Source organism: Nannocystis exedens, assembly GCF_002343915.1.
GTDB classification, from domain to species: Bacteria; Myxococcota_A; Polyangia; order Nannocystales; family Nannocystaceae; genus Nannocystis; species Nannocystis exedens.
The window spans coordinates 8974467-8988240 of sequence record NZ_NETK01000001.1; the positions used below are offsets into that span (position 1 = coordinate 8974467).

9 protein-coding genes and 1 pseudogene are annotated in these 13774 nt (G+C 73.0%); 5 read left to right on the forward strand and 5 right to left on the reverse strand.

Going from position 1 to position 13774, the window contains the following annotated elements:
• Positions 1-18: 18 nt before the first annotated feature.
• Positions 19-642, reverse strand: a complete 624-nt coding sequence (locus NAEX_RS35175) for a class I SAM-dependent methyltransferase (RefSeq protein ID WP_096331850.1) — start codon at positions 640-642, stop codon at positions 19-21.
• A 515-nt stretch (positions 643-1157) separates the two neighbouring features.
• Here NAEX_RS35175 and NAEX_RS53300 point away from each other — a divergent pair.
• The gene (locus NAEX_RS53300; RefSeq protein ID WP_096331851.1) at positions 1158-2249 is read left to right on the forward strand and encodes an alpha/beta fold hydrolase; all 1092 of its coding nucleotides are present in this window, start codon (positions 1158-1160) and stop codon (positions 2247-2249) included.
• Positions 2250-2821: 572 nt separating this feature from the next.
• Here the strand turns inward: NAEX_RS53300 and NAEX_RS53305 are convergent.
• A pseudogene (locus NAEX_RS53305) lies at positions 2822-3763 on the reverse strand (sigma 54-interacting transcriptional regulator); the annotation flags it as partial.
• A gap of 185 nt (positions 3764-3948) precedes the next feature.
• Between NAEX_RS53305 and NAEX_RS35190 the strand changes: the two are divergent.
• Entirely contained in the window at positions 3949-4941 is a 993-nt protein-coding gene (locus NAEX_RS35190) for an ADYC domain-containing protein (protein ID WP_143141251.1), read from the forward strand.
• A 7-nt stretch (positions 4942-4948) separates the two neighbouring features.
• On the forward strand, positions 4949-7618 hold the full coding sequence (locus NAEX_RS35195) for a serine/threonine-protein kinase (protein ID WP_096331854.1): 2670 nt from the start codon (positions 4949-4951) through the stop codon (positions 7616-7618).
• A 474-nt stretch (positions 7619-8092) separates the two neighbouring features.
• Here NAEX_RS35195 and NAEX_RS35200 read toward each other — a convergent pair whose 3' ends face one another.
• Complete coding sequence (locus NAEX_RS35200; protein ID WP_143825689.1) at positions 8093-9100, reverse strand: ferritin-like domain-containing protein; 1008 nt, start codon at positions 9098-9100, stop codon at positions 8093-8095.
• Between the two features lie 219 nt (positions 9101-9319).
• Between NAEX_RS35200 and NAEX_RS35205 the strand changes: the two genes are divergently transcribed.
• Together NAEX_RS35205 and NAEX_RS35210 are read left to right on the forward strand one after the other, a co-directional pair.
• Positions 9320-9517, forward strand: a complete 198-nt coding sequence (locus NAEX_RS35205; protein ID WP_096331856.1) for a hypothetical protein — start codon at positions 9320-9322, stop codon at positions 9515-9517.
• A gap of 81 nt (positions 9518-9598) precedes the next feature.
• The gene (locus NAEX_RS35210) at positions 9599-11686 is read left to right on the forward strand and encodes a M23 family metallopeptidase (protein WP_143141249.1); all 2088 of its coding nucleotides are present in this window, start codon (positions 9599-9601) and stop codon (positions 11684-11686) included.
• A 218-nt stretch (positions 11687-11904) separates the two neighbouring features.
• On the opposite strand, the gene NAEX_RS35215 is transcribed toward NAEX_RS35210, so the two are convergent.
• Both NAEX_RS35215 and NAEX_RS35220 read right to left on the reverse strand, forming a co-directional pair.
• A complete protein-coding gene (locus tag NAEX_RS35215) occupies positions 11905-12825 on the reverse strand; it encodes a hypothetical protein (RefSeq protein WP_096331858.1) in 921 nt (306 codons plus the stop codon).
• Positions 12826-13041: 216 nt separating this feature from the next.
• On the reverse strand, positions 13042-13626 hold the full coding sequence (locus tag NAEX_RS35220; protein ID WP_096331859.1) for a hypothetical protein: 585 nt from the start codon (positions 13624-13626) through the stop codon (positions 13042-13044).
• Positions 13627-13774 lie beyond the last annotated feature (148 nt).

Below are 13774 nucleotides of genomic sequence, written 5' to 3' on the forward strand. Positions count from 1 at the left end.
CGCGCCGCATTCGCGCCGTCACGCGCCGGTGCGCTCGATCGTGGCGCACCAGGCCCGCGCGCCGCCGGGATGGATGTGGCTGGCGAAGCGGGCCGGCCGGATCTCCCGGACGGTCCAGCCGTCCCGGAAGGCCTCGCGCAGCTCGGCCTGGGTGATCCGCCGCGGGCCCTGGTCGCCGGTCTCCTCGTCGCTGAAGCAGAGGATGTGCAAGCGGCCGCCGGGGTGGATCGCGTCGGCCAGCGAGCGCACGTAGAGCACGCGGTCGCGGTCGCCGAACACGTGGAACAGGCCCGAGTCGAGCAGGGTGTCGAATCGCCGGCCCAGCGCGGCGAGGTTCAGCGCGTCGTGGACGAGGAAGCGGACGTCGAGCCCGCGCGCCTGCGCCTTGGCCTGGGCGCGCGCGATGGCCTCGGGCACGAGGTCGACGCCCCAGACGGCGTGCCCGCGCTCGGCGCAGAACAGGGCGTTGTCGCCGGGCCCGCAGCCGACGTCGAGCACGTCGCCGCGGATGAGCCCGGCGTCGGCCAGGGCGACGAAGGCGGCCTGAGGCGCGCCCACGTCCCACGGCGGGGTGCCCTGATAGGCCTCCACGAACAGCTGCGAGGGGACACCGGGGTGCGGGGTCGTCGGTTTTTCGCTCATGCACCCCAGGTAGCACGGCGGCTGGCCGATCTGACGGGTCGCACCGAGCGCGACGGTGGGGCGGACGGGGCCGTGGGCGCAGGCGACCGGCTGCGCGGCGGCGCCGGCGGGGCTTCACGGGGGAGTCGTCGCAATCGTCGGACCTCGAGTCCTGCTCGCGCGGGGCGTCGAGGAGAGGTCGTGGTCGTGTGATTGCGCAGACCGCTCGACCGCTCGATCGGGTTCTCGCCGCGGTCGCCCGCGTCGCCGGCGGTCGCGGCGGCGCACGTCGGGGTTTCGTGCGGCGTGCATGGGTGGCTGCAGTCGAAGGGCGCGGATGCATGCATTGCCGCGGAAGCGGTGACTCGGGGCGATCGTCCGCCGAACGCGAGCGCGTGACGAAGCCCGGGGGCCCCGGGCCGACGCGTTCGTCGGGTCCCCGGAGAATCGGGGGCGATCGCATGCAGGATCCCGCGTAGATTGCGCGGGGCGCCGACGCAGCGCGACGGCGCCGCGCTCGGGTATCATGGCAGACGATGAGGCTCGTCAAATCCAGTTGGTGCTTCGCAGCGCTGCTGATCGCGCACAACGGTTGCTCGGAGGCGCTCGAAGAGCCCGACGTCGAGGCGCGCAAGGGCCATTCGGGGCTCGTGCTCGACGTCGGCGAGGACGGTACGCCCGGCTTCATGCTCACGGACATCGAGCTGCGACCGGGCGTGACGGTCGACCTGTTCGTCAATCTGTACGGCGAGCTCGACGCGGCGAGCGCGTCGAAGTCGTGCCAGTTCGCCGTCCACGGCGGCGTGTTCGCGGCGGCGTCGTGGCGCCCGTACGCCGAGGCGCTCGGCGAGGGGGCCTGCGTGCTGGCGGCCGACATGCCGGTGCGCGGCAACAGCGGGACCCCGGAGGGGGCGCTGTTCGGCGAGCTCGATCTGTTCGACTACGTCACCGCGCTCGAGCGAGTGCTCGACCGCCTGAACGCGCGCGGGATCCGTCCGCGGACGATCCTCGGCCACAGCATGGGCGGTACGCTCGTACAAATGCTGCAACAGCGGCTCGTGGACGACTGCACGAGCCTGCGCGAGCGCTACGGGATCCGCGACGCGATCCTCGTCGCGTCCGACCTGCCGGCGGAGGTGCCGTGGCTGCTCGGCGACAGCGGCGACCTCTCGGGGCTGATCGAGGCGTTCGCCGTCGACGAGCCCGGCCTCGGCGAGCTGTTCGAGATCCCGGTCGCGCTGTGGCCGGCGTTTTATTTCACGGATCGCAACGACAACGTCGTCCCCGGCGCGCTGACGCCGGCGCAGATCGAAGCGGGCGGCTTCAACGCGCTGGGCGAGCCGCTGCGCGCGATCCACCAGCTCAACGGGACCGGGCCGTTCACCGCGCGCCCGTCGGCGGCCGCCGGTCTGTTCGAGAAGGGCACCCGCCTGCGCGCGATCGCCTACGAGGAAGACATCTACGTGCAGCTCGGCGAGAGCGAGACGCTGTATCGCCACCTGACGGGCGACGACTCGTCACGGTGCTTCGTGCCGGTGCTCGGGCCCGATACGGTGCATGTGCTGCAATTCTCGGCCGCCGAACGCCTGGTCGACGCGATCGCGGCGTCCGACGATTGCCATGATTGAGGGCGCCGATATCGCCCCAGCCGCGGAGGGCCTGTCCCATCGGTCAGGCGGTCCCCGCGGCCGTTCGGCCTACTCCTCGGCGTCGCGTCCGGGCACGGCGATCGCGTACATCCCGAGCCAGCGGGTGATCTGCTTGCGCTCGCACTCGTAGTGCTTCGCGGTCGCGCGGATGCTCCAGCCGTTGGCCTCGAGGGTGGCGAGCAGCGCCTCGCGGCTCGGGCGCGGACGCGGGGCTCGCGGGACGGTGCGGGCCGGCGGGGTGTCGCCGGCCGGAGCGGCGGGCGCGACCGCGGCGGGCGCGGGGCGGCGGCCGGGGGACCTGCCCCGAAGGACAGGAGACGCGCGGGCCAGGCCTCGGGGTCGACGTCGCCGTCGGCGGCGCCGTAGGCGTGCACGAACCGCTGCAGGCCGCGCAGGTTGTCGGGCCACGGCTGCAGCAGCAGGGCCTCGGCGAGGGCGACCGGGAGCTCGATCGGCGGCGGCTCGCCGCGGCTGCGCGGGGCGTGCCAGGCGCGGTGCAGGCGATCGACCCACGCGAGCAGGTCGGCCCGGCGGGCCCGCAGCGGCGGCGCGTGGATCTCCCACAGCGCGAGGCGGGCGTACAGGTCGCGGCGGAACTTGCCCTGCTCGACGTCGTCGACCAGCGAGCGGTTGGTGGCGGCGATCAGGCGCACGTCGACGCGGTGGCTCTGGGTGCTGCCGACGGCCACGACCTCGCCGAGCTCGACGGCGCGGAGCAGCTTGGGCTGGAGGTCGAGGGGCAGCTCGCCGAGCTCGTCGAGGAAGAGGGTGCCGCCGGCGGCGGCGCGGAACATGCCGGGTTGCTCGGTGGTCGCGCCGGTAAAGGCGCCGCGGGTGTGGCCGAACAGCTGGCTCTCGACGAGCTGCGGGCTGAGGGCGGCGCAGTTGACGGCGACCAGCGGACCGCGGCGGCCGCTGAGGCGGTGCAGCTCGCCGGCGATCCGCTCCTTGCCGACGCCAGTCTCGCCGAGGATCAGCGCGGGCGCGAGGTCGGGCCCGGCGCGGCCGATCGCCAGCCGCAGCTTGCGGGCCGCCAGCGAGTCGCCCGGGACGGCGTCGGTCGAGACCTGGGGGGCGTCGCGCAGGTCGGTGTCGCGCCGCTCGTACACCGCCAGCACGTCGCCGAAGCGCAGCACGGCCTGGTCCTCGAGGTAGACCGGGAGGGCGTGGACGGAGCGGCCGTCGACCCAGGTGCCGTTGCGGCTGCCGAGGTCGGCGACGGTGTGGCAGCCGGCCGCGGGGTCCCAGCAGAACGTGGCGTGCCGGCGCGACACGGTCTTGTGGGCCGCGACGAGCTGGCCGGCGTCGCGCTGGCGGCCGAGCACCACGGGGGCCTCACCGAGCGCCTGCGGCTCGCCGAGGCCGCGCGGGTGGACGAGGACGAGCCGGGCGGTCCGCGGAGCCGCGCAGATCCGCGCGGAGCGTTCGGTGGACGCGGTCTCCTCGGCGGAGCGCTGCTCGAACGGCGTCTTTTCGAACTTGCGCGGGCCCATGGGGCGGGTCGATGGTGTCCCATGCGGCGGCACCGGGGCAAGCCGAGAAAATCTTTGTGATTTCGCGCCCAGGCCCCGCGATTGTTGGGAAAATTCACGGCACGCCCGTTGCTGAGGGAGCGCTCACACAGCCCCGCGGTCGGGCACACTGACCGCCGCTTAACCTGCTTGGAGTTACCACGGTCATGACATCTCCTGTCGCCCGCTTCCTGCCCCTCTTCGCCGCCCTGTCCGCCGTGACCCCCGCCTGCGCGCCCGAGCCCGAGGGCGACGAGCTGGAGTTCCGCACCACCTGCGAGACGTGCGGCTCCAACTCGCCGCAGATCGACGACGCGCCGTTCCCGGAGCTGTCGCTGTCCGGCCAACCGAACTCCGCCGGGGTGAGCCTGGTCGGCCTGCGCGACCCGGTTACCCAGGTCCTCCACCCGCTGGTGATCGCCGGTCGCGACGAGCTGGTCGTCCTCGACGAGAACGATGCCATCCTCTACCACGGCGCCGATCTCATCGACTGGTTTCTCGTGCTCGAGAAGGACGGCGATCCGGTTTTCGGCCAGATCGTCGCGTACAACGCCGCCGAACCGGCGTTGGACAACAGCGGTCGGCCCTTCAACACCTACGCGATCGCGTTCGTCGACAACAGCGGCATCGTCACCACCAAGAACGTGTGCCCGACGTACTGGGACGAACCGACGAATCCGGTTCTGACGATCATCGCCGGCGCGACCTACGACCGGGTCCTCAAGCGCGTCCAGTTCGATTCCGACTGGGTGACCTTCGCCTGCAAAGACCAAGCGGCCTTCAAGGCCAAGGCCCTCGGCTACGAGCAGAACGTGAACTTCGCCCAGACCGGCGCCCCGGCCACGCAGGACCAGCAGGACGCGACGCTGAAGATGATCACCGCCGATTACTGCGGCGGCGGCTTCAGCTTCACGGAGCAGAACACGAGCGTCCTCTGGGCGAACACCGCCGGGACCGTCCTGCCCAAGACGGACCCGAATGACCCTAACGAGATCGAAGGTATCGAGGCGGTGTGGAACCAGGACGGCGCGATCTGCCTCACGACGCCGCGCAAGGGGAATCTTGCAGATGTCGAGGCCGAGTGCCCCGGCATCCCCCTCTGCAGCAACGTCGACTGGGCGAACATGGCGCACGAGTGGGTGACGTGGAAGCCTTTGTGATGCGCGCATGAGCGGCGACGACAGCGTCGTTTCGGCGACCGGCTCGCCGGCGTCGAACAGCGACGAGGTGACGGCCGACCCGGCGCCCGGGCGCAGCGCCGCCGCGGGCTCGCTGCCGGCGCGGCTCGGCCGCTATCACGTGCTGGGGCAGCTCGGCGCCGGCGGCATGGGGGTGGTGTACACGGCCTACGATCCCGATCTCGATCGCAAGGTCGCGCTCAAGCTGCTGCGCGCCGAAGGCCACGCCGCCAGCCCCGGCCGCCTGCTGCGCGAGGCTCACGCGCTGGCCCGGCTGTCGCACCCCAACGTGGTGCAGATCCACGACACCGGGGCGATCGACGGTCGGATCTTCATCGCCATGGAGCTGGTCCGCGGCGTCGACCTGCGGACCTGGCTGGCGCAGCCGCGGAGCCCGGCGGAGGTGCTGCGGGTGTTCCTCGACGCCGGGCGCGGGCTGGCGGCGGCGCACGAGGCCGGCTTCGTGCACCGCGACTTCAAGCCCGACAACGTGCTGGTCGGCGCCGACGGGCGGGCGCGGGTGGCCGACTTCGGCCTGGTGCGCCAGCACGACGAGCCGGAGGGTCCGGCCGCGAGCGAGCCCGATCGCGGGACGCTGTCACGATCGCTGACCATGACCGGGGCGCTGCTCGGGACGCCGGCGTACATGTCGCCCGAGCAGCACCGCGGCGGCACGGCCGACGCGCGCAGCGATCAATTCAGCTTTTGCGTGGCGCTGTGGGAGGCGCTGCACGGCCAGCGCCCGTTCGCGGGCGACAGCCCGGCGGCGATCACTGCGGCGATGCAGGCGGGGCAGTTGCGGCCGGCTCGCGGCGCCGGCGTGCCCGGCGAGCTGACGCGGATCCTCGCGCGCGGGCTGGCCCACGACCCCGAGCGCCGCTACCCGAACATGCAGGCGCTGCTCGCCGCGCTGGCGGTCGACCGCGGGCAACGGCGGCGGCGCTGGCTGGCTGGGCTGGGCGGGGCCGGTTTGCTGGCGGGCCTCGTCGCGGCGCTGACGAGCGGCCCCGAGCCGTGCAGCGGCGGCCCCGAGGCGCTGGCGGGGACGTGGAACCCGGAGCGCCGCGCGGCCGTCGGCGCCGCGCTGGCCGGGGCGGGGTCCGACGTCTCGACGCGGGTGCTCGCGGGCCTCGACGCCTACGCCGGCGCGTGGCTGGACGGGCACCGCGAGGCCTGCCTCGATCATCGCCGCGGCGAGCAGTCGAGCGCGCTGCTCGACGCGCGCATGGGCTGCCTCGACCGCCGGCGCGAGACGCTGGCCGCGGCGGCGCGCCTGTTGACGGGCGAGCCCGGGATCGACGCCGCCCAGCTCGTGGCCCGCCTGCCGCCGATCCCCGCCTGCGCTCAGCCGGCGGTGGTGCTCGGCGAGGCGCAGGTGCCCGACGACCCCTCCCTGGCGGGCCCGGTCGCGGCGCTCGGCGCGGAGCTCATCGAGGCTCGCGTGCGCCTCGACGCGGGCGACCTCGACGGGGCGCTGACCCGGGCCGACCAGGCTGTCCGGCGGGCTCGCGCCGTGGGCTTCGAGCCGCTGCTCGCCGAGGCGCTGCTGGCCCAGGTCCGGGTCCTGTTCGCCCGTTCGCGCTGGGACGCGGCCCGGCCGGCGCTGGTCGAGGCGCTGACGCGGGCGGTCGAGGCGCGGCGCGACGACCTGGCCGCCGAGGCGATCGCCCGCCTGCTCTACGTCGACGGGGTCCAGAGCGGCCGCACCGCGGAGGCGCTGCGCCTGGCGCCGCTGGCCCTCGCCATGGCCGCGCGCGCCCCCGAGCCGCACGCCGCCCGGGGGCTGGCGAGCAACAACATCGGCGTGGTGCAACTGCTGGCGCGCGACCGCGAGGGCGCGGCGGCGTCGATACGGCGCGCGGTCGAGGAGCTGCTGGCGGCGCCGCACGCCGACTTTATCGAGCTGACCAACGCGATGTTCAACGTCGTGATGGTGACCGCCGGGGGCGAGGAGCGCCACGCCGCCCTGACCCGCGCCAACGAGCTGCTGGCCGCCCGCCTCGGGCCGCGCCACCCGGTCGCGCTCGACCAGCGGGCGATGTACGCCCGCTTCGAGCCGGAGCTGGGCCAGGCCGTCGCCACGCTGACCGAGGCGTGCCCGGAGTTCCTGGCGGTGGCCGGCGGCGCGTCGACGACCTGCGGGACCTGCTTCCAGCACCTGGCTTATCTGCAGATGTACCGCGGCGACCGGGCCGCGGCGCTCGCCAGCGCCGAGCGAGTGCCGGCGTGCGCGCCGGAGGCCGACGCGGCCGGGCAGGAGGCGCATCAGCAGGCCAGGGCGCGGGCATTCGTCGCGGTCCACACCGGCCGCCCCGAGGCCGCGCTGGTCGAGGTGGCGCGGGCGCGGACGTGGACCGACGGCCTGCGCGAGGCGGCGTGGATCGCCCGCGCCGTGGCCGAGCTCGAGCTGCTCCGCGGCCGGGCGCTGCTGCTGCTGAACCGCCCCGACGAGGCCGCGGAGGCGCTCGGGCGCGCCGTCTCCGGGCTCGCGGGCGCCGGCGATCGGCCCGACCTGCTGGCGCCGCTGTGGCTCGCCGAGGCGCAGGCGCTGCTCGCGCGGGCGCTGCTGGCTCGCACGCCGCCGGACCCCGAGCGGGCGGCGGCGCTGCAGGAGACCGCGGCGGCGACCTTCGTAGCCGTGGGAGCGGTCGCGCCGTGACGGGCGCGCGGGAGAGGGACGCATGTTTTGAAGGACATGACTTTGAAACCATGTCGAAAAAGACATGCCCGATGGGTCATTGACCCATGGACCGACGGCGCTGCGCGCCCCGAGCCAGGTTCGAGGACCTCGCGCGCGGCGACCGAGCGGCCGCGGTACGTGACGACCGCGCCGCAGCTCGAAGGAGAGCAGGGGCGGGCGACCCGTTCGTCGCAGGGCCGGCGGCCCAGTGACGATGGGAGAGAGGACATGTCCTATCCGACATGTCCATGAAAACATATGCGAGGAGCAAGCCGCGCGGCGGGGCCGCGCCGTCCCGCGGGCGAGCGAGCCCGCCAGGCTCGCCTCCGAGGACATGTCCTGGGCGACATGTCCCTTGAAACACCTACGCCGAGTGCAGCGCCGCCGCGTCCGCCTGGTCGGCGCGGGGCTGCGCGGCGCCGTAAGCGAGCAGGTCTCGCGCCGCCGGCAGGATCACCTGATGGAGCGTGCGGGCCGCGTGCCGCTGCGACGTCGCGCGGTCGAGCAGCCCCACCCGCGCGAGCACCGTCGCGTCGTCGAGCGTACCCGGCAGCGGCACCGCCACGCCCTCGCGAGCGGCCGCCGCGAACACCTCGGCCACGGCCGTGCGCACGGCAGCCCCCCGTGCCGGATCGCCCAGGCGACGGTGCGCCAGCCGAGGAGCGCGTGGCGCTGCTCGTCCTCCGCGATCCCGCGCAGGACCTCGCGGATCGCCGGCTCCTCGCACACCGCCGCCGCCTCCCACGCCAGCAGCGACGCCACCGTCTCGCCGATGCAACCGTCGAGCGCCGCCTCGACCGCGACCGCCGCGAGGTCCGGGGCCAGCGGCACGCTCGGCCCGAGCGGGAAGGCGCCGGGGCCGATCGGTCGCCCGCCGATCGCCGAAGCGATGGCGAAGCCGTGGCGCGCGTGCCTCACCTCGTCGAGCGCCGCGGCGTGGGCCTGCTCGATCAGCTCGGGCGGCGCGCCGTGGCGCATCAGGTCGAGCGCGACCCGGCTGAACGCCGCGACCGAGGCGTGCTCGTCGAGCGCGGCCCGTGTCCACCGCACCACCAGCTCCTCGCGCACCGCGGGCGGCAGCGCCGACCCCGTCACCGCCAGCGCCGCGGCCCAGCGATCGTCCGCCGCCGTGGCCGCCAGCACCGGCTCGCCCTCGACCCGCACCGGGCGCCCGTAGACGCAGTCGGGCTTGGTCTCCTTGACCGGATAGCAGCAGCCCGGGACCCAATCCTTCTCCTCCTCGGCCACCTCGGAGATGTTTTCGACGCGCTCGCCCTCGCCGAGGATCCGCCGGACCTTCGAGCCGCAGCCGCCCCGCAGCTTGTCGCGGTCGACGTCCTCGGGGGCCGGGCACACCTCGACGGACGGGTCGACTGCCATGCAGGCCTCGCCCTCCACGGCGCAGGCGGAGCCGAGCGCGAGGAGGATCGTGCTCAAGAACAAACGATAAGGATCGGTCATCGGCGGACTCTACCAGATCGCCGCGGGCGCGCCGCTCGCCTGAGTCCACGGGCGTCCCTCGACGCGCGCGGCCCCGGCACGGCCGGGGAGCCACGGTCGACCGGGCCGCCGCAGGGCGCCGCGACGGGTCGCCCTCGCGCCGTCCGTCGCGCACGGCGTCGGGCGCACGCCAGGCCGGCGGCCTCGCGGGCCGAGGCGCGGCGTAGTAGGCTCGTCGCCATGGTGCGCCTCGCGCTCATCAACCTGCTCGTCACGGCGGACGTGGCGCCGAGCGATGCGGCCGTTCACCGCGGGACCGGCTGGTACTCGGCGAGCGTGCCCGTCCCGGAGCCGCCGATCGCCCTCGCGCTGGTGATCGTCGCCGCCGCGGGCATGCGGCTGCGCGAGCGCCGGCGGCGGAGTCGCGGCGCCTCGTAGCCGGCGAACGCCGACCCGCGGGCCCCCGGGTCCCTCGATTTCGCCGTGAACCTCGCGGACCGCCCCGTCACTACCGGGGCCATGACTGCGATTCGCTCGCCGCGTCCTGCGGCTCTCCTCCATCCATGCATCGTCGCCCCGCATCGCGCGTCCCCGCGAGCCTTCGGGGCCCTCGCGCTCGCGCTGGTCGCCGGCGCACCGTTCTCCGCCGACGCCTACGTATTGAAGGCTCCGTGGCGCGGCGACTCGCTCCCGCAGGGCGCGTTTCTGCGGACCGGGGGGCACGTCGGTTACAATTGTCCGGGCGACGAGTGCGCCGTCGACATGCACCCGATCCGCTACGACGCGACCGCCGGCAAGTGGACGCGCTCGAAGACCCTGCCGGAGATCGATCCGCTCGGCGAGTACGACGATTACGTCGGCTGGCGGATGCCGTTCTACTCGCCGGTCGACGGCGAGGTCATCGCCTGCGAGCGGCGGATCCCCGAGGAGAGCCTCGACGGCACCGCCCCGCCCGAGTGTGTCGGCCTCCCCGGCGGGGATTGTGCCAGCGGCGGCAACTTTCTCATCATCCGCACCTTCGACGATCACCTCTTCTACATCGCGCACCTCGGCGCGGACACCATCCCGGAGCACCTCTGCCCGCTTCCCGCCACCGACCCGCTCCCTCCGGTCACGGTGCCCGCTTCGTTCCGGGCGTGTGCGATCCCCGATCCGGACGACCTCTGGGCCGGCGTTCGCCTCGATCTGCGCCTCGACCTGAAGGGTATCCCGTTCCCGACGGTGCTCGCCGGCGACCTCATCGGCCGCTTCGGCAACAGCGGCGGCACCGACGAGCCGCACGTGCACTTCAGCATCAGCGAGTACCAGGAGGACGGCCAGGGCGCGATGTGCAGCAAGGACGTCGTCTATGAATTCGCGGAGGCCTGGTCGCAGGATTACACCGGCACGGTGTCCTCCAGCGCCGCCGGCTGGGACCCGCTCGACGCCGCGTCGCCGCTGTTCGACGGCACCAAGTATTTGATGTGGGGCGATCCGCAGGGCCCGCGCATGGACAGCCTCGACATCGAGGAGGGCACCCGGCCGGCGCTCGCCCTGACCCCGGGCGGCGGCGTCGCGGCGTTCCGCAACGCGGCGGGCAAGCTCGAGGTCGTCGGCTTCAACATCGACACCAACGACGCCTTCGACCTCGGCGTCGGCGACGAATCGTTCTCCGCCACCGAGCTGGACCTCGCGCGGATCGGCAGCGGCCGGCACGCGGTCGCGGCGATCCGCGACCAGGACACCCGGCTGACCCTCGTCCCGTACTTCGTCCAGACCGACGGCGACGTCGTGCGGGGCACCACGCGCACCGAGACCACCCCCGGGATGTCGCTCGTCAAGCTGACCCGCTCGCCGGTCCACGACGGGGTCGTCGCCGCGATCAAGAACAGCCAGGGCAAGATCTCGGTGATCAATTACGCGACGAGCGTGGTCGGCGAGACGATCAGCCTGACCCGCCAGCCGAACAGCGACGAGTCGCCCGATGTCATCAAGGATCTCGACGTCGCCGCCATCACCAGCGGGCGCCTGTCCGGCGAGCCGACCGTCTTCAAGGGCGTGGTGACGGTCGAGCGCGGCAACGACGACCTCGTGCGGCTGCGCAGCTGGCAGATCGGGTCGACCGGGACCCCGGTCGATCTGGTCGACACGGAGCTCGTGCTCGAGCGCGAGTTCGACACCGCCTTCACCGTCCAGGACGTCGACGTCACCGTCACCGGCAGCGGCGGGCGCGACTTCATCGTCGTCTCGTCGGTGACCACCGGCGGGACCCTGCGCGTGCAATCGTGGGAGATCAGCAGCACCGGCCAGATCGGGCGGGTCGAGCAGGTCGACAGCGTCGCCAGCGTCGACGGCACCTACCTCGCAGGGCTGTCGTCCGCGCGCGTCGATCTGAAGGACGCGGTCGTCGCCGCGCGCCTCTCCACCGGCGCCCTTACGATGATCTCGTTCCACGTCGATCCGGCCGGCGCACTCCGTCGCGTCGGCACCCGCGACGAGGGCGGCGTCGCCGCGACCGCCATCGACGGCCGCTCCAGCGAAGACGACGTCGTCGCCCTGGTCCCGACGGCCTCGGCGAGCGAGCTCCGCCTGATTCACTACCGCACGAACTACTCCTCGACCCACTGACCTCGGGTGCGTCCCTCGGCGAAGCCCGAGCGACGCCTGCGCGCGCGGCCCGTCCGAGGCGCCGCGCTGGCGTCCGCGGAGCCGTGCATCGCCGAGGGTTCGATCCGAAACCCCATCGACGGCGAGGTGAGGACCTCGCCGCCCTGGATCTCGCCGCCGGCGAGATGGCCGCCGCGGCGCGGGAGTTCGCTGGCGAGCGCCCGGCGGCCCGTGGAACTTCAGGCTGCGTGGGCCGGCGGCCCCGGCGGAGGGTCGGATGCGCAGCTCGCCCTGCGCACCTCGGCTTGCCAGTGCGGCTCGACGGCCTCGCTCAGGTGATCGAACAGTTCCTGGCTGTCCCGCTGATAGGCGGCGGTCTGCGACGTCTTGATGGTCGCGTAGATCAGGCCCAGGAGCGGGATGGCGACGATGCGGACCAGCCAGAGCTGGTCGCTGGTGGCGTCGCGGACGGACTGTGTGGTGGTGGGGACGAGCACGCTCTTGAAGAACATCGAGATCAGGTCGGCCGCGAACGCGAACATGAGCGAGAAGGCGGGGATCCAGATCAGGAGCTTCTCGACCTGAAACCCCGACCGGCGGGACGACGCGCTCGAGCTCATCAGGCGGCTGGCGACGTCGTCCGTCTGCGCGTTGATGAAGAGGTACTCGGACGAGAGGACGTGAAACAAGTACGTCGACGGGGCCGAGAGGTCGCGGCCGGCCCCGATCTTCGGCCTGCCGTCCTGGTAGTGGAACCCGGCGCGTTGGAGCAAGCGCCCCAGCGAATGATTGGACTTGCGGAAGGCGTTCGCCATCCACGCGATCATCACGTTGACCGCGATGGCGCCGACGAGGTTGATGTCGCCGCTGAAGACCCGAACGCCGAGGAAGGGGACGTTCATCACCGCGGTGTCAAAGAAGCGCACCCGCATCGCGTTGTCGAACATCGCCCGCTGACGGGGGTCGTGGAGATCGAACGAGCGGTCGAGGATGTCCCGCAGCCAGGTGAAATAGAGGTTGAAGGTGGCGATGATGACGAGGATGCCGACGACACACGCGAGCGTCAGGGTCGCGCGCGAGCGCGCGATCGACTGCGTGGTCGCCTTCAGCCAGGCGTCGAGGTTCTCCGGCCACGGCTCCGTGGTCCCAATCGTCGACATGCGGCGGTAGTGCGGCGGGCCGCGGATCCCGTCACGCTCGCGTGCAGACACCGACGCGGCCGTTCGGCGCCGGCACCATCGTTATCGCGCGCCGCATCGACGACTGCGTTCGTGGACGTTCGTCGGCGGTCACTCGACCTTCGTGGGCGCGGTCATGCGGGCGATCGGCACGACGGTCTCGTCGTCGAGCACGACCTCCATCTGGCGAGCCCGGGCTCACTCCTGGAGCTGGAAGAGCTGCAGGATGGGCACGCCGACGTGGCCCATGTCGCCGACCATGACCGTCGTCGCCGGCACGAAGCCCGTCTCGAGGCCGTCGCAGAACCCGCCGTCCAGGAGGACCTCGTAGACGTTGTTTGCGACGTAGCCGTAGCCGACCGGGCCGCCGGCCATGAACTTCTCGATCGTGCATACCCGGTTCTGCAGGGCCTGGTCCGAGTACACGTCGAGCTGGGCGAAGGCCACGTACTCCGAGGTCAGCGCCGCGCCGTCGGCGAGGCACGGCGCGTCGATGGGCGCGGTGCCCACGTCGAGTTCGAGGTCGAACGCGCCGTCCCTGTGCTGGTACACGATGGCCGGCGAGTCCGGGAGACCGGTGAGCAGGTAGCGCTGCCCCGTCTCGACGCGGAGCGCGACGTCGCCGAGAGGGTTGAGGAGCTCGTGGTCCGCCGTGAAGGTGGCGAGGCAGTAGCCCGCGAGCTCGTCGCTGACCTGACCGTTGTTGCTGTCGTCGTCGTCGTCGCTGCCGCCACCGCACGCAGCGAGCGCGAGGGCATATACGAGTGAGTTGAATTCACGCATGGGTCTCTCCTCGGATGGGGGCGCTCCAGAGTGCATCGCGCGCGCGAGGCGGCTGAAGGTCCACGGGTGAGGGGTCCTCGCGGCGCGCAGCAACGGCCGGGGTCGACGCCGACCTCCGCGGTTTGGCCGCGCGAGAGGTCGGCGGCGA